This window comes from Hymenobacter chitinivorans DSM 11115 (assembly GCF_002797555.1).
Taxonomy (GTDB): Bacteria; Bacteroidota; Bacteroidia; order Cytophagales; family Hymenobacteraceae; genus Hymenobacter; species Hymenobacter chitinivorans.
This window is the reverse complement of sequence record NZ_PGFA01000004.1, coordinates 594,225-613,665: the sequence shown is the minus strand read 5'-3', so window position 1 is coordinate 613,665 and position 19,441 is coordinate 594,225. Positions and strand designations below refer to the sequence as shown.

Here is a 19,441-nt window from a genome sequence, read left to right as displayed (position 1 = left end):
CATTCTTGCCGCCAACGTTACTTGGCGTCGAATTGCGTGGCGTTGGGGTTATGCCGGGGCTTGTTGGCCTGCGAAACGCGCTGCTCTTCGCTGTTGCCGCCACCGGGCGTATTGTTCTTGGTGGGGTTGCCGGCGTCGTTCAGACCGTTCTGATTCACGTCCTGCATTTGGGTGCCGCCACTATTGGAATGGATGCGGGAGCTGGGAATGGGCGACTCCGACCCGTTTTCTGCGGATTGCGGGCCATTGGGCGTGCCCATCTGCTTTTTCGACTTCTCGGAATTGGTAGGCGCTTTATCTTGATGCTTAGTCATGGCAGTAAAAGCTTAGGTGAGAAAATTCCTTCTCTTGTACCCTGACCGCGCCCAAATAGTTGTGCAATGACGAGCATAAAAAAGCCTGCCGACCGCAAAATGGGCCAGCAGGCTTTTTCAATTCGGGGGGCCTCAGACGCCGCTTAGGCGGGCTGGGCCGAAGTAGCGGGAATAACTTCCACGAGGTCGGCAAACTGCTTCTCACGGGCTTCCAGCTGCTCTTTGGTCAGGTTCAGCAGCCGCTCGGTGCCGAACTTCTCCACGCAGAACGAGGCCATGGCCGAGCCGTGAATCACGGCCCGCTTCATGTTGTCGAAGCTGATGTCGTCGGTGGCAGCCAGGTAGCCGATGAAGCCGCCCGCGAAGGTGTCGCCGGCGCCGGTCGGGTCGAAAACTTCTTCCAGGGGCAGGGCCGGGGCGTAGAAAATCTTGTTTTTGTGGAACAGCAAGGCGCCGTGTTCCCCTTTTTTGATGATGAGGAACTTGGGCCCGAAGCCCATGATTTTCTTGGCCGCCTTCACCAGCGAATATTCCCCGCTGAGTTGCCGGGCTTCCTCGTCGTTGATGCTCAGCACGTCCACCATTTCGATGGTCGCCATCAGATCCTCCAGGGCCACGTCCATCCAGAAGTTCATCGTATCCATCACAATCAGCTTGGGCCGGTTCACGAGGCGCTGAATCACGAGGCGCTGCACAGCCGGGGCCAGGTTGCCCAGCATCAGGTATTTGCAGTCCTGGTAGGAATCGGGGATGATGGGGTCGAAATCGGCCAGCACGTTGAGCTCGGTGGTCAGCGTTTCGCGCGAGTTGAGGTCGGTTGAGTACTTGCCCGACCAGAAGAAGGACTTCTCCCCTTCCTTGATCTGCAGGCCTTCGGTATCGACGCCGTGCTCCTGCAGCAGCAGGATGTCGGACTGCGGAAAATCGTCGCCGACAACGGCAACCAGCTTCACGGGCTTCAGCGAATACGAAGCCGACAGGCTGATGTAGGTGGCGGCGCCACCAATGATTTTGTCGGTTTTGCCAAAGGGCGTTTCCAGGGCGTCGAACGCTACGGAACCGATTACGACCAAACTCATAGTCAGGGGAATAAGTGGGGTTTCAGCGGCATGCCGCCGGGGGTACAACGGTACAAATAACAAAAAAAGTCCCCGGAAATTTCTCTCCGGGGACTTCCGTGTGGGTAAATAATGGGGTTCGAACCCACGACCTTCGGAATCACAATCCGACGCTCTAACCAGCTGAGCTATATCTACCAGGTTGGTATTGTAGGCACAAAAGTAAAGGTTGCGGGGCTATTTGCAAATAATTTTCCGCGTTTTTTTGTGGCCCTCCTGCCAGCCAAGCAGTTATATAATGAGTTCCAGGCCGTTTGCTGGCTATATTCCCCGTACCTTTGCCCTCCCATTAGGAATTTTTGCCATGTCTGATACGCCGCAGCCGCTCACTTTTGCCGATTTCAAGCTCAACAAACAGCTTCTCAACGCCGTGGCGGAAGCCGGTTTTGAGCAGCCCACACCCGTGCAGGAGCAAACTATTCCGCTGCTGCTGGCCGGTCACGACGTGCTCGGCATTGCCCAGACCGGCACCGGCAAGACGGCCGCCTTCGGCCTGCCCCTGCTAATGAAGGTAAAATACGCCCAGGGCACGCACCCGCGGGGCCTGATTCTGGCGCCCACCCGGGAGCTGGCCATGCAGATTGAAACCCACCTCAAGAAGCTGGCCGTGTACACCGATCTGCGGATTTTGGCCATCTACGGCGGCCTGGGACCCAAAACCCAGATTGAAACCCTGGCCGCGGGCGTCGATATCCTCATTGCCACGCCCGGCCGCCTGATGGAGCTCTACCTGAAGGGCGCCCTGGTGTTCAAGGAATTGAAAACTCTGGTCATGGACGAAGCCGACAAGATGATGGATATGGGCTTCATGCCCCAGATCCGGGCCATTTTGGAGGTGATTCCGCGCAAGCGCCAGAACGCGCTGTTCTCGGCCACGATGCCCGAGCGGGTGGTCAAGCTGAGCGAGGAGTTTCTGGAATTTCCGATGCGGGTGGAGGTGACGCCGGCCGCCACGTCGGCCCAGAACGTGGCCCAGACCCTGTATCGGGTGCCCAACCTGCTGACCAAAATTAACCTGCTGGGCTACCTGTTCAAGGACAAGGAAACCTTTAACCGGGTCATGATTTTTTGCCGCACCAAGGAGCACGCCGAAAACGTGTCGCACTTTTTGGGCCGCAAGGTGGACGGTGAGGTGCGGGCCATTCATGGTAACAAGGGCCAGAACGTGCGCATCAACGCTATGGAGGCCTTCCGCAACGGGGAGCTGCGCTTCCTGGTGGCTACCGACGTGGCCGCCCGCGGCATCGACGTGCCCCAGGTGAGCCACGTTATCAACTTCGACGTGCCGCTGGTGTACGACGACTATGTGCACCGCATCGGGCGCACGGGCCGGGCTCAGCACACGGGCGCGGCCATCACCTTCGCCAACGAGGCCGAAATGCACCACATTGGCCGCATCGAGGAGCTCATCAACCAGCCCATTCCCGAACTGCCCCTGCCCGAGGACGTGAAGGTGATGCCGACCATGTTTGACGAGAAGCAGAGCATGGCCCGCGAAATTGACGACCGGCGCAAGAAGCTGGACCCCGAATACCAGGGCGCGTTTCACGACAAGGTGGCGCCCCTGCAGAAGAGCATCGACAAGCGCACCGGCCTGCCCTACGTGGAGGGCCCTAACCGCAGCCAGAAAGGCAAGAAAAAGCGGGCTTCTCCGGGTCGGAGCCAGTCGCCGGCGGCTAAGGGTGCGGCTAAGCTGCGCAACGCCCGCCGCAGCCGCTAAAGCTGGCCTGGCAACCCGGTACCCCGAAATACAAAAGGCCCCGACCAGTATTGGTCGGGGCCTTTTTAGTTGCAGTAGGTGGGTAAAAAAACAGCTTAGTTGCGCACAACGCGCTTCACGACGGCACCCTCGGCCGTTTGCAGGCGCACGGTATACACGCCCGACTTCAGGCCAGTCAGGTCGAGCTGGGTGCTGAGCTTGCCGGCCTGGGGCCGAACGGTAAAGTTCTGCACCAACTGGCCCAGGGCATTGCGAACCTCGCCGGTAGCACTTTCGGTTTTCGAGAGGCCGGCTACTTCCAGCGTTACTACGCCGTTGGCAGGGTTGGGGTACAAGGCGCTCTGAGCTTCCAGGGCCGCATTGCGAGCCGCCAGCGTGATGGTCTGGAAGTTGGAGTAGGTACTTTTGTTGTAATTCACGTACTGCAGCGCCACCTCATCGAAGTCCTGCTCCACCTGGCGAATCAGGTTGTTGTTGGAATTGTAAACGTTGATGTAACGGTAGCCCTCGATTTGCTTCCAAGCATTGTTAGTCCAGCTCTCCGTGGTGTAGAGTTGGTCATTGCCTTGGCTATCCTTGGTTTCTGTGTAACGGCGGTAGTTAAACCAGGCGTTGATATTGTATACCTCTCTGGTTTCTACGTTGCTACCATTAGCACTCCAGGATATCGTGTAGCGGCTTTCGTCTACGAAGCTGTTACCGATGAAGGTCTGCTCCCGGTACGAAGCTGGTCGGTTGTTGGCATAGTCATACCACACGATGTCCAGAATACGGCCGTCGTTCTGCCAAGCCGTGTTATTCCATTCTTCGTAGAGCAGGGCGCTCAGCTGCCCATTGGTGTAGGTGTACGAAATCCGGTCGGTATTCACGTACACCCCGTTTTCCAGCTCCTTACGGATTTCTTGCGTTATGGCCCCCGAGCCGTTGTAGGTATACACCAACTGGGTACCATATGTAGTTACCCAGGCGCTGCCGTTCCAGTCTTGCGATTCATATAACGTCTCGTTGCCGTGCGAATCGCGGGTAGTCAGGCTGCGGTAAGCATTAACCCAGGCATTATTGGTCCAGTTCTGGCGAGTGTAGCTGGTTTCCTTGCCCTGGGCGTCATAGCTGTACAAGGTGCGGCCGTAGTTAACGGCCGTCGCCGAATCCTGGTCGACCTGCTGGGTCAGCAGGCCCTGGGAGTTGTAGGTATTGACTTCCTTGCCACTGACCAGCCAGCTGTTGGTAGTGGTTTCCCAGTAATAGCCTACTTGCTGGCCCGGGCGCACCACGGTGGCATTGATGCCACGAGCGGCCGTGCCGGGGCGGGCGGTAATCGGGTGCTTTTGGGTGAGCAGGGTCATGAGCTGGCTGCTGTTTTTGGCAGCCGCCGTCTGGGCTTGGGCATTAGTGGCAGCCACGGACAGCAGACCGAGGACACTTAAAAAGAACTTTTGGGTAGAAGTGGGCATAAGGCCGATAATAGGTGTGAAAAAAGAAGAGATAGAAAAGCTCGCTACCTACCTGCAACAGGCAAAACCGACTGGTTTCAGTGTAAACGGACAGCAAAGCTATAACCCTGACTAAGCCGCGACAATACCCACAAGTAGGTATTTTGGTACCCCAGACCAGCAAAAAGCCCTTGCCGCGGCTACGGCAAGGGCTTTGATGTTTGGAGTGCACCAGTACTAGTGCTGAAAAAACGGCAGGTGACTGAAGCGCACCACCAGGATAGTCATGATAGAACCCCAGAACACGGCGCTCCAGAGCATGTGCACCATGATGCGCCAGCGCGGCACGTGCAGCTGGGTGGCAATGACGGTGCCGCCGATGGGGCTAAACAGAACCGGGGTCAGGAAGGCAATGCCGGGCATGCCGAAGCGGCGGAAGATGCCCACGATGCGGCGGCTGCGCTTGCTGAACAGGGGCTTACCCTTGGTTTCACGGCGCTGCCGCTGGTGCAGGGCCCACATGCGCCCCACCCCCGACACGACCACCACGGTAGTCATCATGCCGGCCACGGTCAGGCCCAGGGTCTGGAAGAAGTTGAGGCCCAACGACACGCCCGCCAGCGGGCCGCCGAAGAACTTGACCATGCTCAGCAGGAAAACGGAGGCGTATTTGGCAAAATCAGGCAACACGGCGTTTTCGGGGCTAAAAGGTAACTATCCAAGGGTAAAGATACGAGGTAAGCACCAGCCCGTTTAGTTCCGCCGCATTACGCGGGCGTTACAATTTGCTGCCGTACGACAGGTCGCCGGCGTCGCCCAGGCCGGGCACGATGTAGGCGTGCTCGTTGAGGTGGTCGTCTACGGCGGCTACCCAGAGCGTGGCTTCGGGAATCTCGCGGGTGACGAACTCCACGCCCTCGGGCGAGGCAATAACGGCGGCAATGTGCACCTGCCGGGGCTGGCCGAAGCGCAGCATGGCCCGGTAGGTCTGCACCAAGGACTTGCCGCTGGCCAGCATCGGGTCGGCCAGAATCAGCACCCGCTCGTCGAGGTTAGGCGCCGAGAGGTAGTCGACCTGCACCTGTACTTGGGAAGTGCCCTCGATGCGGTAGGCCGCGGCGAAGGCGCTGGGCGACTGGTCGAAGTAATTCAGGAAACCCTGGTGAAACGGCAGGCCGGCGCGCAGCACAGTGGCCAGCACCGGGAAGTCGCGCAGCTGCTTGCTGCTGGACGCGGCCAGGGGCGTCTGGACCACTTTTTCGGTGTAGCTAAGCTGGGAGCTGATGCGGTAGGCCATGATTTCGCCCAGACGCTGCAGGTTGCGGCGGAAACGCAGACTGTCGCGCTGCACGTCCACGTCGCGGAGCTCAGCCAGGAAGTGGTTGGCAATGGAGGGCTCGGCGCACACGATATGGACGCGGGCGGCGGGGCTTGCGGAGGGAGTGTTTAGCGTTTCCATGACAGATACCAGGGCTGACGGGTAAGGGTGAGGGCGGCGTAGGGAACGGGCCGGGCCCCGAAGTTGGCAAAAAAACGGGCAATGGACGGAATCATGCCGCCCTCGAAGTCGAGTACCAGGCCTGGCGTGGCGGCGTAGTGCTGAATCAGGTAGTCGAGCAACAGTAAGGGCGCCGCCGCTTTTTTACCAGCCGGCGAGGCGGCGGCAAACAAGTAGATAATTACCCGGGGCGTAACGACGAACAACGCCCCGGCCAGCAGCTCGGTGGTATCAGGGGCCAGCATTTCCAGAATCCGGACCTGGCCCAAACTCTGCAGATTGGAAATCAGCTGCGCCAGCTGCCGGTAGTGGCGGGGCCTGAGGCTGGCTACTTCCCCGCCCTTATGCTCCCGAAACAAGCGCAGCAGCGCCTCGGCCGAGTGAGTTTCCGTAACCTGCAGGGGCTGCTCCAGCTGCTGATTCAGGCGCAGGCGGCGGCGGTAGTCGGCCGCGTAGCCTTTGTGTAGCGCTTCGTAGCTAGCGTCCAGCGGCAGGCAGTAGGTCTGGCGCCAGGTCAGCTGAAAATCTGGTGGGGCGGTTGAAAACTCATTGCCGCTGTTGGCCTGCAGATACAGCCGGGCGTAGCGGCCGGCCGTCAGGGCCAGGTACTCGGCCGGGTTGCGGTGCTGGCTGCCAGCCGTGGTGAGCAAACCCAGCTGCTGGGTGAAGGGCGGTTGAAATACTTCCCGACCCCAGGGACGGCGCTTGACGGGCAGTGGCAGCACCGAGAGGTAGCGGCCCGACTCCGGCTCGATTTCCACCACGGCATCCCAGCGGCCGGCGGTGCCCCGCAGCCAGGCGTGCTGGGCGTAGGGCACGGCCGGTTCAGCGGCGGCCACGCAGGCATCCCAGGCGGCGGAGTCGAGGTGAGCAAAGGGCAGAAACTGGAGCGGCAACGGCGGGAGCAGTAAGGAAGGACAACCGGGCAAAAGTAGGGTAATATGCACGGGCTTCCTGCTTTTCGGCGTTGGTAGCGTACAAGGTTTGACCCGGCCAAGGCGCAGCTTCCGCCGGGACTTTTTAGCTTGGCCCTAACTCCCACCGTCGAACTGCGTAGGTTTGCCCCGCCGGGCGCTCCTCCAGCCGCCGGGCCCTTCGTCGAAGTATGAAAAAACCGCTAATCCTGCTTGTGTCGGCCCTGGGCTTTCTGGCCCGCCCGGCTCAGGCCCAGACTACGCCCCCGCCGGCTAAAGACCCCAACGCCGTCTGGCTGATTTTTGACCACCCCATCGACCCGAAAGCGCCTAAAAATAAGCCGCAGCCGGCTACCCCGCCGCCCGCTCCCACCGAGCCCGTGGCCGTGCCGACGCCCAGCCCGGCCCCGCAACCGGCTTCGGCGCCGGCCACGGTAGCTGCGCCGGTGCCAGCCCCGGCCGCGGCCAGTGTGCCCGCCGCTCAGCGCAAGGCTACCACCCAGGGCAGTACCTACGTGCCGCTCGACCAGGACGTGTACCGCCTCATCGACCGGTACGCCATTAAGTACGGCCCCGACTCGCTCGGCGACCCCTACACGGCTGTGCGGCCCTACACTCGGGCCGGTGTGGCGCGGCTGGCCGAGCGGGTGCTGAACGACAACGCCGGCGCCACGTCGTTGTCGGCCGCCGACCAGTTTAATGCAAGCTTCCTGGCCCGGGACAACTGGAATTACTCCACCCAGGGCTCGGCGCTGAACACCAGCAAAAAAAGCTTCCTGAATTACTTCTACCGCAATCAGTCGGACCTGTTTCACGTCGAGACGGAGGACTTCACGCTGCGGGTAAATCCGGTGGTGTACTTCCAGGCCGGCAAGGACACCGACAGTGACGGACTGCGCTACCTCAACACCCGCGGCGTGCAGGTAGAAGGTACCGTGGACGGCCGCCTGGGCTTTTACACCTTCGTGACCGACAACCAGATGGCCGTGCCGTTCTACGTGCAAAACCGGGTGCAGCGCGACAGTATTGTGCCCCACGAAGGCTACTGGAAGCCGTTTAAAACCAAACCGGGCCAGTACGACTTCCTCTCGGCCCGCGGCTACCTGACTTACGCAGCCACCAAACACATCAACGTGCAGTTGGGCCACGACCGGAACTTCATCGGCAACGGCTACCGCTCCTTGATTCTGTCGGACTACTCGGCGCCCTATTTCTTTCTGAAGCTCAACACCCGCATCTGGAAGTTCAACTACCAGAACCTGTTTGCCGAACTCAGCGCCACGGCCAATGGCCCCGACCGAGTGTATCCCAAAAAATACATGGCCCTGCACCACCTGAGCCTCGACGTGACGCCGGCCTTCAACGTGGGCGTGTTTGAGTCGGTGATGTTTTCCCGGGGGAAAGGCCGCTTCGAATTGCAGTACCTCAACCCGATTATCTTCTACCGCAGCATCGAGCAGCAGATTGGCTCAGCGGATAATGCCCTGCTCGGGGCCGACTTCAAGTGGAACATCCGCCACCGCGGCCAGCTCTACGGACAGCTAATGCTCGACGAGCTGGTAGTAAGTCAGATTCGTTCCGGCAACGGCTGGTGGGCCAACAAGCAGGCCTTTCAACTTGGCGGCAAGTACCTCGACGTGGCCGGTATCAAGAACTTGGATGTGCAGGCCGAAGTCAATTACGTGCGGCCCTACACCTACCAGCACCAGGACGAGGCCACCAACTACCAGCACTACCGCCAGCCCCTGGCGCACCCGATGGGTGCTAATTTCTACGAGTTTATCGGTATTGTCAGCTACCAGCCCCAGCTGCTGCCCCGCCTCAACCTGGTGGGCAAGGCATTCTACACCAAACAAGGCCTCGACCTGGAAAACCGGGACCTGGCGCTGCAGAACTACGGCTCCAACGTGCTGAAGTCGTACAACACCCGGGTGCAAGACTACGGCAACAGCGTGGGCCAGGGCAATACCACCAAGCTCGTGCACCTCGACCTGACGGCCAGCTACATGCTGAAGCACAACCTCTGGCTCGATGCCAAGCAGATTGTGCGCCGCCAGAGCGGGGCCACCACGGCCGTCGGCAACGGTACCGAGGCTTTTACGTCCGTGTCCCTGCGCTGGAACATTGCCCAGCGGCTGCACGAGTTTTAAGCCGTTTTTCTCCTGACCGATGCGCCACGAACCGGCTGCCCTGCTACTCTACCGCCCCGTCAACCAGCAGGAGCTGGATTTAATAGCCGCGGCCAACTGGCTGGCCTTTCCGCCCCGCCTGCCCGAGCAGCCCATCTTTTACCCGGTGCTGAACGAGGCCTATGCCGCCCAGATTGCCCGCGACTGGAACGTGCCCTACTACGGCGTGGGCTACGTGCTGCACTTCGCCGTGGACGCCGACTACGCCGCCCAGTTTCCGGTGCAGAACGTGGGCAACCGGGAACACGACGAGCTCTGGGTGCCCGCCGAGGAGCTGGAGGAATTCAACCGCAACATTCTGGGGCAGATTGAAGTCGTAGCCGTGTTCCGCGCCGAGTAGGGCCGCCCGCTCACCGGGGGCGGGCGGCAACCGGAATCCGGGGTTACCTTTGCGGCGCCATATGAAGACCTACCTCCGCATTCTGCAGTATGCCCGGCCCCTGGCCAACACGGTGCCGCTGTACCTGCTCTACACCATTTTCGGCATCTTCTTCGGCATCGGCAACCTGGCCCTGGTCATCCCGATGCTGAACGTGCTGTTCGAAACCACCAACAAGCTCAGTGCCCCGGCCCACCTGCCCGAGTTTGCCCTCACTCTCGACTACGTCACGGGTACGTTCAACTACTTTTTTGCCCAGGTAATTGCCGAACACGGCAAGCTGGGCGCTTTGCTGTTCGTGTGTTTGACGCTGATTACCTCGGTGTTTTTCAGCAACGTGTTCCGCTACCTGAGCTTGCGGCTGGCGGCCCGGGTGCGGGCCCGCGTCATCCGCAACCTGCGCCGCGACCTGTACCACCGCATCATTCAGCTCCAGCTGGGCTACTTCGCCTCCGAGCGGAAAGGTGACCTGATGTCGCGCTTTACTAACGACGTGCAGGAAGTGGAAATTTCGGTCGTTAACACGCTGCAGGCCGTCGTGCGCGACCCGCTCACCATCGTGGGCTACTTTGTGGTGCTGTTCTACATGTCGGTCAAGCTCACCCTGTTCACCCTGATTCTGCTGCCCCTGTCGGGCGGTATTATTGCGGGCCTTTCCAAACGCCTGCGCACCCAGGCCAAAACCAGCCAGAGTACCCTGGGCACCATGCTCTCGGTGATTGACGAGACGCTGGGCGGCATCCGGGTTATCAAGGCTTTTAATGCCCAGGAGTACATCAAGGGCAAGTTTGAAGCCCAGAACGACCAGTACGCCCAAGCCTCCCGCCGCATCGACAACATCCGGGACCTGGCCTCGCCGTTTTCGGAGTTTGCCGGCGTGCTGGTGGTGGCGGGCCTGCTCTACTTCGGCGGCACCCTGATTCTGGGCGGCACGTCCACGCTGCAGGCCGCGGCCTTTATTACCTACATCATCATGTTTTCGCAGGTGCTCACGCCGGCCAAGTCGTTGTCGTCCTCGTTTGGCAACATCCAGCGCGGCCTGGTAGCCGGCGAGCGGGTGCTGAGCATCATCGATACCGAGCCCGCCATTCGCGACAAGCCCGACGCGCGGGTGCTGCCCGCCTTCGAGCACCAGATTGAGCTGCGCAACCTGCAATTCAGCTACGGCGACAAGCCCGTGCTGCAGGACATCAACCTGACAATTCCCAAGGGCAAAACTGTGGCCCTGGTGGGCCCTTCCGGTGGCGGCAAAAGCACGCTGGCCGACCTGCTGCCCCGCTTCTACGACCCCACCGGCGGCCAGATCCTCATCGACGGGCTGGAAGTGCGCGACTGCACCATTCACTCCGTGCGCGACCAGATGGGCATCGTGACCCAGGAAAGCATTCTGTTCAACGACACGATTCTGAACAACATCCGCTTCAACACCGAGGCCACCGACGAGCAGGTCATCGAAGCGGCCAAAATTGCCAACGCCCACGAGTTTATCATTCAGGCCCCGGACGGTTACCACACCTATATCGGCGACCGGGGCAGCCGGCTGTCCGGTGGGCAGCGGCAGCGCCTGAGCATTGCCCGGGCCATCCTGCGCAACCCGCCCATCCTGATTCTGGACGAAGCCACCTCGGCCCTCGATACTGAATCGGAGAAACTCGTGCAGGAAGCCCTGACCCGGCTGATGCAGAACCGCACCTCCCTGGTCATTGCCCACCGCCTGAGCACCATTCAGCACGCCGACGAAATCGTGGTGCTCCAGCAGGGCCGTATCGTGGAGCGGGGCTCACACGAGGAGCTGCTGCGGCGCGAAGGCGGCGTATACCAGCGCCTGAACTCGATGCAGACCAATGGTGTGCTGCCCTAGCAGAACCACTTGCGAAAAGAGCAGAAATCGAGCCCCGGCCAACTGTGCCGGGGCTCTTTGCGTTTATGGGGCGTCGCCACTCGGGTTTTCCGCGTCTAGATTGGCAAAGCACTATATTCAGCGCGCCAACCGGGCTCCGCGTAAAGCACCCCGCTGGCTTTTCCCCACTTTAGCCCTCCCCTACTATGCTTGCTCTCAAACGAATTGTTACCGTGCTGGTCATGGTATATCTGCTGTTGGCTTTGCTGTTTATCTTCAGCCCCGCCACCCGCGACACCTTCGCCTCCACCTTCAACCTGACCGGCCCCGAAGGCCTGGCCTCGTTCTACTACACGCTCTTCATCATCGGGGCCATCCTGCTGGCCTTGCACCTGATTACCGAAAACATGGACAGCGCCCTGCTGCGCCGCGAAACCACGGTACTCAACGGCAAAATCAACGAGCTCAAGGCCAAGCTCTACGACCACCAGATTGACCAGCGCGAGCGGGAGTTCCAGCAGCGCACCGTCACCTCCACCACGACGACCACTGCCGCCCCCGTGACACCCGTCGTTCCCGTGACGCCCGCCCCGGCGCCGACTACGGTGTACCAGTCGGGCCCCGTGACGCCGGCCCCGGTCTATATCGACTCGGCCATTCCGCCCACCCACAGCGGTACCGTCACGCCCGGCCACGACGTGGAGCACCCCACTTTCCCGCAGCAGGACCCCGGCCTGATGAATGCCCCGGTGCAGCAGCCCAACACGATTATCACCCCTAACCCCGGCCCCACCCCCGACAACCGGACTACGTTGTAACTTTACGGCGTGACTGCACCCCTAACCGACCTCATCCGCGCCGAGCTGACCGAAGCGCGCACCGTACTCGACCGTTTTCTGGCCGACCCCGAAAACCTGGCCCGCATTGAGCAAGCCGCCCGCCTGATGGCCGCTAGCCTCCGGCAACACGGCAAAATCCTGAGCTGCGGCAACGGTGGCTCCCTCTGCGACGCCCAGCACTTCGCCGAGGAGCTCAGCGGCCGTTACCGCCTCGACCGGCCCGCCCTGGGCGCCATTGCCCTCACCGAAGCCTCGCACATGAGCTGCGTGGCCAACGACTACGGCTATGAGCACGTCTTCAGCCGTTACGTGCAGGCCCTGGGCCGCCCCGGCGACGTGCTGCTGGCCATCAGCACCAGCGGCAACTCGCCCAACGTGCTGCGGGCCGCCGAAGCGGCCAAGGCCAGCGGCATGCAAGTGGTGAGCCTCACCGGCAAGGACGGCGGGCAATTGGCCGCCCTGAGCGACGTGGAAATCCGGGCGCCCCACAGCGGCTTTGCCGACCGGGTCCAGGAAATCCACATCAAGGCCATCCACATCCTGATTCTGCTCATCGAGCAGCTGGTGGCCGACGAAAAGTAAGCTCCGCGCCAGCGTTTTTTCCTTGTAGCTTCAGCAAAAAGCCAGCCCCACCCCGGGCTGGCTTTTTCCGTGTTGTGCCACCATAACTTCTTCTATCTTAGCTCCACCTTTACCTAGTGACTTATCCTTTTATTCCCAACTATGCTTACCAAAACGTATGGCTCGGCCGTGCAGGGCGTCAATGCCAACACCATTACCATTGAAGTAGTCGTATCCCAGGGTACCAATTTTTACGTGGTGGGCCTGCCCGACAATGCCATCAAGGAAAGCCAGCAGCGCATTGAGGCGGCCCTGAAGATGCGGGGCTACCGGATGCCGCGCACTAAGGTGGTCGTTAACATGGCCCCGGCCGACATCCGCAAAGAAGGCTCGGCTTATGACTTGCCCATTGCTCTGGGCATCCTGCACGCCTCCCAACAGCTGAACACTGAGCGACTCGGCGAATACATCATCATGGGTGAGCTGGCCCTCGACGGCGAGTTGCGGCCCATTCGCGGGGTGCTGCCCATTGCCATTCAGGCCCGCAAGGAAGGTTTCAAGGGCTTTATTCTGCCCCGCGCCAATGCCCAGGAGGCCGCCATCGTGAATAACCTCGACGTTATTCCGGTCGAAAACATGCAGCAGGCCATCGACTTCTTCGAGGGCCGCCTGGCAATTGAGCCCCTGCAGCTCGACACCCGCAGCGTGTTCCAAAGCGCGGCCAACCAGTACGCCGCCGACTTCGCCGATGTGCAGGGCCAGGAAAACATCAAGCGGGCCCTGGAAATAGCGGCGGCCGGCGGCCACAACGTCATCATGATCGGGCCACCCGGCGCGGGCAAAACCATGCTGGCTAAGCGCCTGCCCAGTATTCTGCCGGCCCTTTCCATCCAGGAAGCGCTGGAAACGACCAAGATTCACTCCGTGGCGGGTAAGCTGGGCGCCAATGCCTCCCTACTGACCAGCCGGCCCTTCCGCTCCCCTCACCACACCATTTCGGATGTGGCCCTGGTGGGCGGGGGCGGTAACCCGCAGCCAGGCGAAATTTCCCTGGCCCACAACGGCGTGTTGTTTCTGGACGAATTGCCTGAATTCAAGCGCACGGTGCTGGAAGTGATGCGCCAGCCTTTGGAAGAGCGCCGCGTCACAATTTCGCGGGCCAAGGTCAGCATTGATTTCCCGTCGAACTTCATGCTGATTGCCAGCATGAACCCCTGCCCCTGCGGCTACTATAACCACCCCGAAAAAGAGTGCGTGTGCGGCCCGGGCGTGGTGCAGCGCTACCTCAACAAAGTCAGCGGCCCGCTGCTCGACCGCATCGACCTGCACGTGGAAGTCACACCCGTCACCTTCGACCAGATGACCGAGACGCGCAAGGCCGAAACCAGTGAGAACATTCAGCAGCGCGTCGAAAAGGCCCGGGAAGTGCAGGCAACGCGCTTCCGGGAGTTCCCCGAGATTCACTCCAACGCCATGATGCCTTCGCAGATGGTCAAGGAGCTGTGCCAGATTGATGAGGCGGGCCGGGCCCTGCTCAAAACGGCCATGGAGCGCCTGGGCCTCTCCGCCCGGGCCTACGACCGGATTCTGAAGGTGGCCCGCACCATTGCCGATTTGGGCGATTCCGACGAAATTAGGCTGGAACACCTGGCCGAGGCCATTCAGTACCGCTCCCTCGACCGGGAAGGCTGGGCGGGCTAAGCCGGACGCGAAAAACAGCTCGTCTGGACCCGTACCAACGAAAAACGCCTCACTTGCGGCTTGCAAATGAGGCGTTTTGGTGATCCCGCTGGGATTCGAACCCAGGACCCGTACATTAAAAACAGCTCATACAGTCTCTAAACACAGTTTTTAGTCAATAGAACTGTTAAATCAGACTGTACATATGACTGTACATTTTCTGGAACTCACACTTTTCTCTCACTCTAAATCCTCACTCAAATGCCCTAAAAAGAACACATGGAAACCCAAGCATTTCTCAGACCTGCTACTGGTAGAAAAGGATTATCCCCTTTGAATGTGAGGTACTTTCATCAGAAGCTTTGGTTTCCTGTGCCACTTAAGCAGAGCATCAAATCTGATGAATGGGACTCAACCCTTCAGCTAGTAAAGAATACCAATCCTCAAGCTCAGCAGCTAAATACACTCATCAGTAAGACCAAAAATAAACTGATGGAGATTGCTCTACAGTTAGTAGCCATCGGTGAAGAACCCACTATTGATCTAGTAAAAGCTCGGTTTAGAGGTAAACCAATCAAGCTATCTACCTCTGTTATTCATCATCCTTCAGCACCTCAAATAGTACGAGTAGCAACTACGGTAACTAGTGAGCCTGAGAAGTCAAATAAGCCTTATGGTAAGGACTTCATAACCTTGCTTGAGCAGTGGCCTACTAGCAGCTTGCATATCACTAGCTCCACTAAAAAGCAGTATGAGAGCTTTGTTTCAGTCTTCAAGCAGTATGTGAAAGAGACGAAGTATCCAGCCTCATTTGAAGGTATGGATATGGAGTTTTACAAGCATTTTGCTACATACATCCTTTATACTAAGAACCATTGGAACGGGTATTTTGGAGCTTGTATCAAGAAGCTGAAGAACTTCCTTAGCTGGGCAGAAACAGAGCAGGAAGTCAAGGTTAACCCACGGTATAGGTCCAAAGACTTTAAGGTCTACCGAGAAGAGAAGGAAATTGTGTACCTCACCCCTGCTGAAATCAACAGCCTATGGGACTGTCGAGAGGATTTTAGTAAAGCTGATCGGAAGTACATTGACCTCTGTTTATTTGGGTGCCTTACTGGCCTTAGAATAAGTGACATTCAGAATGCCGGAGGATTGCGGGTAGTAGATGGTATGCTGACTGGCAAAACCAAGAAGACGAAAGGCACTTTCAAGATTCCTCTGGCCCTCGACAAGAGGATATCCCTGCTGCTGCAAGAGTATGAGTACAACTTGGAGCTAGTAAGTGATGTCAAATACAATCAGCAGATCAAGTGCATCTTAGAAGGCTTAGGAGAGAGCTTTGCCAGTGAGGTAACCATTACCCGGTATAAGCTCAGAGAGCCTTTCTATTTCACTTATACAAAGGCAGCCTTGATCACTAGTCATAGTGGGCGAAGAACGATGATCACCAACCTCATGAAGTCAGGCAGGTATCATGAGAAGGAGATTATGGAAATCATCGGTACCAAGAGTGCTAGTGAGTTTAGAAAATATCATGCAGTAGATACTGAACACCTCAAGATGAAAGCTGTCAGAGAAGCTAAAGCAGCATAAAAGGCAAAAGCACAGGGAAACAGGATGATTATCCTATCTCTGTGCTCTTCTTTTGTTTTACTGTTAAAGGAAGATTGTTATCACATATAAGTATCTGTATGAGCTTACTTCCTTCTTGTCAGAACCAAACCATCTACTCTTTTATCATCAAGCCTTCTTGCTGTGTTTTCTACCTCGAAGTATGCTGATAGATCAGTTGATTTAGCTGAAGCCTTAGAACCTACTTTCTTATAAATGTCCTTCAGCATTTGTTTAGCGTCTTTGAGCGAATAGAACAAATTGAGCTTAAATGCTAAAAACACCTCCTTTGCTACTGCATTCTTTACCTGTGGACTCTTTGAATATATCTTTTCATCCAGAGCACGTTCGACATACTTGCAAGTACTAATCTCAGCACTTGTTAGCCTCTCATAATAGTATTTAAACTTAGGATATTCTCTCTCATACTGTTTGATTAGCTCGCGTTCATCATAGAGTAGCTGCATATCTCTAAGATGGCAATAATGTATCAATAGGTCTTTGAAGCTACTGGTGGAGACGCTTTTGATGAAATCCTGATCATCGAATTCATCAGCATATACATACCCCTCATCTCCTGCATCAACACCAGCTTCAGAATAAGCTTTTCTCAAAGCCAAGCCATTCTTATAAATGCTGTTAGTGAGATTGAATGCAAACTCAGCAAACTTCTCTTTTATCTCATTGTATTCATACCTATCCTCTTCTTCATTATAAAGGATAAAATCACTCTCAAGGTCTTTGCTCAATCTAGGTCTATAAGCTAACCTTATCTCTTTAGTTGCTTTATTCTGAGTATCTATAATAACCTTTGAGTGTTGAATTCTTTCCTGTTGCTCTTTATCAAAATCATCCTTAGTCTGGGTTGCATACCCAGTACTATATATGTGAAATAGCTTGGTCCTAAAGGGGTTGCTCTCTGTTCTTATTCTTCCAGCACATTGATACAACTGAGTTTGGATATCAATTAGAGTATGTTTCCGCTTAGCATCGCTTATCACATATACTACCCCAGTTTGGCTAAAGAAGTCTGATCCCTCAAATGCTTTAGAAGTGATGAAAGTGAATTTTCTATTTTCACTTAAGCTACCAGATATCTTGAACTCACTTCCTAAGGTCTCTCTATTCCTCAGTGTATCACTGCAAACTATCTTCACCTCATCAGGGGTAAGCTCTGCTCTATCAATAATATTCTTAATACCCTTGACCGAATTGAGAAAGAAAAATCCTTCTTCTGATTGTACGCTTATACCATCTACATCTAACCAAATCTCACCCTCCTTGTACATCTCAATGATATTAGCTGCAACAGCATAAGGATTTGGAGTCCTAATTCGCTGAGGCTTTAAGATCAAGTTGTTCTCCCACTCTACCTCTGTATAGTCCATCTCTTTAAGCACTTGAGGAACGAACTCGTCTGCTACAGGAGTAGCACTCATAAGAGTGTAGTGACTAAACTTTGTAATGTGCTCCATCATGCCCACAATAGCTCTCTCCCTATACCCCATAGTGAGTAGAGTAAGGTGATACTCATCCAGCAGGGCATTGTAGGTGTAAGCATCAATGTCCAGAGCAGCTAACCAACGAATAAGCTTTGGAAGGCTATCATAGGTCACCATGATGTGGTGAACCTCATTCTTCCTGATGTACTCCCTGAAATCACTATTAGGTACATCAGCATAAAGACCAAACACAGGGTAAGGAAGGTTTGCTTGGTTCTCTACCTTGTTCTTGATCAACTCTACAGTGGGAGCTATAATAATGTAGTTCTCTGGGTGGGTGAGAGCAAGGTGAGTTCCCCCTACGTTTGTCTGCTTCTTATTGAAGATGCCTTTAGGTAGGTCAGTAAGGAAGTCACTAAGGTACTTAGCCTGTTTAGGGGCTTTAATGATTTGTTTTTTGATTTCGTTTTTCATAAGTTATTGATTGTTAAATAATTATATAAATTTATAATAGCTGTAATCCGGAGAAATTTATATCTTATTAAGGAGCCTATTGGTAAAAATTCTCCATGAAAGATATAAAAATAGGGCACTTCTTATGCCCTGAATAACTTACGAATATAGTAAAAATATATCATTATATAGTATCAAAACCATGGTTTATTTATAAATGTTCATGTTTTCTTCTGAAGAATTCATATCAACAGGTCTTAGCTTAACTAATTTGTGTAAAAGGCGTTTTTCGCCAAACTCAACAAAATCAACTGTTAAGACATAGTCACCATTATTAATTTGTTCAACTGCTTTCACTACTCCATATCCAAATTTGGGCTGTTCTACAGCAGCACCTACATTTAAATAGTCCAGAGAAAGTCCAGCCACAAACTTGTCTTTAGTTTGTTCGAGTTTTTCTAAAACTATATTGGCTTTTATTTCATTTACAGTATCCTCCTTAGCATTCATCAGCTTTAAGAAGTTGGCAAAAGAAATTATATTAACAGACTGGCCATTTGTCAATCTTCTGAACTCATCAAAAAGCTCATATTTTGGATATAAGCTTACTTTATCTTGTTTATAAAACCAATCGTTTTTTTGATCATCACTTACCAAAATCACATCAACATGTTTCTCTTGTGAGATTTCAATTAATGTTTTCCATATAATCAAATCCCCAATACCTTCATCCAGCTTTGCACTATCATTATAACCAGGTGCTATTTTATGAATCATCCTAAACTTGAGGTCTTCTATAACCTTAGCTCGTTCTTCTTTTAACTCAATAACTACTTCACTAGAAAATATCCTTTTATACACTTCGCTAACATTATCATTCCAATGCCACTGTTTTATATCATTGTCTAGAGCATCAAATAGCTTTCTTGATTCGGAAACCAACTTGGATATATTACCAAAAACATCCTTCAACTTATTATAATTGCTATTATCAGATAAGAGTGGATACTCATCCATCTTGAATGACACTCTATTCAAACTTTCTTTATTTTGACGCATTTTTAAATATAGCTCCCCTATTTTTTTACCTCTGTTATTAACAAACTCCCTTGCAACTCTAGCCGGAATGTATAATTTATTTTGGCTTTTAATAGACAAGAGAATACCTTCAATATCACTGATTGTATTGCTACTTGCATCAAATGATGTCAATAAGACATTAGTATCTAAAACAAAGATTGTATTAGGCACTATTTGATCCACAGTCTTAAATACCGAAGAAAGAAGCGAAGATGCATCTGGATACACATCTTCTAGGTAAAAGAGATTAACGGAATCAGCCATGTTTATTTAAATGCAAGTTTAAATGAGCAAATTATTCAAATCAATAATACAATTACTAAAAATACAATGTTTGTATCATGTTATTAAAAATCATTTTGAATAAAAA

16 protein-coding genes and 1 tRNA gene are annotated in these 19,441 nt (G+C 55.0%); 8 read left to right on the top strand and 9 right to left on the bottom strand.

The window, feature by feature from the left end; all coding sequences use genetic code 11:
• Nucleotides 1-17 precede the first annotated feature (17 nt).
• The 3 genes from CLV45_RS22605 to CLV45_RS22595 form a co-directional block, all read right to left on the bottom strand.
• On the bottom strand, nt 18-314 hold the full coding sequence (locus CLV45_RS22605) for a hypothetical protein (RefSeq protein ID WP_100338749.1): 297 nt from the start codon (nt 312-314) through the stop codon (nt 18-20).
• A 143-nt stretch (nt 315-457) separates the two neighbouring features.
• Nucleotides 458-1,393 carry a PfkB family carbohydrate kinase gene (locus tag CLV45_RS22600; RefSeq protein WP_100338748.1) on the bottom strand — a complete coding sequence of 312 codons (936 nt, stop codon included), beginning with the start codon at nt 1,391-1,393 and terminating at the stop codon, nt 458-460.
• 103 nt (nt 1,394-1,496) lie between these two features.
• A tRNA-His gene (locus tag CLV45_RS22595) sits at nt 1,497-1,570 on the bottom strand.
• 166 nt (nt 1,571-1,736) lie between these two features.
• Here CLV45_RS22595 and CLV45_RS22590 point away from each other — a divergent pair.
• The gene (locus CLV45_RS22590; protein WP_100338747.1) at nt 1,737-3,152 is read left to right on the top strand and encodes a DEAD/DEAH box helicase; all 1,416 of its coding nucleotides are present in this window, start codon (nt 1,737-1,739) and stop codon (nt 3,150-3,152) included.
• A 95-nt stretch (nt 3,153-3,247) separates the two neighbouring features.
• Here the strand turns inward: CLV45_RS22590 and CLV45_RS22585 are convergent, their stop codons facing one another.
• The 4 genes from CLV45_RS22585 to CLV45_RS22570 all read right to left on the bottom strand — a co-directional run bounded on the left by CLV45_RS22585 (nt 3,248) and on the right by CLV45_RS22570 (nt 6,979).
• Nucleotides 3,248-4,606: a T9SS type A sorting domain-containing protein gene (locus tag CLV45_RS22585; protein WP_100338746.1), complete on the bottom strand. Its 1,359-nt coding sequence runs from the start codon at nt 4,604-4,606 to the stop codon at nt 3,248-3,250.
• Between the two features lie 216 nt (nt 4,607-4,822).
• Nucleotides 4,823-5,275, bottom strand: a complete 453-nt coding sequence (locus CLV45_RS22580) for a hypothetical protein (RefSeq protein WP_245882961.1) — start codon at nt 5,273-5,275, stop codon at nt 4,823-4,825.
• An 88-nt stretch (nt 5,276-5,363) separates the two neighbouring features.
• Nucleotides 5,364-6,044, bottom strand: a complete 681-nt coding sequence (gene upp / locus CLV45_RS22575) for a uracil phosphoribosyltransferase (protein ID WP_100338745.1) — start codon at nt 6,042-6,044, stop codon at nt 5,364-5,366.
• Entirely contained in the window at nt 6,032-6,979 is a 948-nt protein-coding gene (locus CLV45_RS22570; RefSeq protein WP_157807740.1) for a GNAT family N-acetyltransferase, read from the bottom strand. Before CLV45_RS22570 ends, upp begins: the two co-directional genes overlap by 13 nt.
• 209 nt (nt 6,980-7,188) lie before the next feature.
• Here CLV45_RS22570 and CLV45_RS22565 point away from each other — a divergent pair, with 209 nt between their 5' ends.
• The 7 genes from CLV45_RS22565 to CLV45_RS22535 all read left to right on the top strand — a co-directional run bounded on the left by CLV45_RS22565 (nt 7,189) and on the right by CLV45_RS22535 (nt 16,078).
• A complete protein-coding gene (locus CLV45_RS22565; protein ID WP_100338743.1) occupies nt 7,189-9,147 on the top strand; it encodes a hypothetical protein in 1,959 nt (652 codons plus the stop codon).
• 19 nt (nt 9,148-9,166) lie between these two features.
• Nucleotides 9,167-9,526: an ADP-ribosylation/crystallin J1 gene (locus CLV45_RS22560; RefSeq protein ID WP_100338742.1), complete on the top strand. Its 360-nt coding sequence runs from the start codon at nt 9,167-9,169 to the stop codon at nt 9,524-9,526.
• A 61-nt stretch (nt 9,527-9,587) separates the two neighbouring features.
• Nucleotides 9,588-11,426, top strand: coding sequence for an ABC transporter ATP-binding protein (locus tag CLV45_RS22555; RefSeq protein WP_100338741.1), 1,839 nt, complete (start codon nt 9,588-9,590; stop codon nt 11,424-11,426).
• A 185-nt stretch (nt 11,427-11,611) separates the two neighbouring features.
• Nucleotides 11,612-12,223, top strand: a complete 612-nt coding sequence (locus tag CLV45_RS22550) for a hypothetical protein (RefSeq protein ID WP_100338740.1) — start codon at nt 11,612-11,614, stop codon at nt 12,221-12,223.
• A gap of 9 nt (nt 12,224-12,232) precedes the next feature.
• Nucleotides 12,233-12,826 (top strand): D-sedoheptulose 7-phosphate isomerase, encoded by a 594-nt coding sequence (lpcA, locus tag CLV45_RS22545; RefSeq protein WP_100338739.1) that lies wholly within the window; start codon nt 12,233-12,235, stop codon nt 12,824-12,826.
• A gap of 141 nt (nt 12,827-12,967) precedes the next feature.
• A complete protein-coding gene (locus tag CLV45_RS22540) occupies nt 12,968-14,506 on the top strand; it encodes a YifB family Mg chelatase-like AAA ATPase (RefSeq protein ID WP_100338738.1) in 1,539 nt (512 codons plus the stop codon).
• 258 nt (nt 14,507-14,764) lie between these two features.
• Nucleotides 14,765-16,078, top strand: coding sequence for a phage integrase SAM-like domain-containing protein (locus tag CLV45_RS22535; protein ID WP_100338737.1), 1,314 nt, complete (start codon nt 14,765-14,767; stop codon nt 16,076-16,078).
• Between the two features lie 104 nt (nt 16,079-16,182).
• Here the strand turns inward: CLV45_RS22535 and CLV45_RS22530 are convergent, their stop codons facing one another.
• On the bottom strand, nt 16,183-18,012 hold the full coding sequence (locus tag CLV45_RS22530; RefSeq protein WP_100338736.1) for a DEAD/DEAH box helicase family protein: 1,830 nt from the start codon (nt 18,010-18,012) through the stop codon (nt 16,183-16,185).
• A gap of 186 nt (nt 18,013-18,198) precedes the next feature.
• Nucleotides 18,199-19,335, bottom strand: coding sequence for a PIN domain-containing protein (locus CLV45_RS22525; protein WP_157807739.1), 1,137 nt, complete (start codon nt 19,333-19,335; stop codon nt 18,199-18,201).
• Nucleotides 19,336-19,441: the final 106 nt, after the last annotated feature.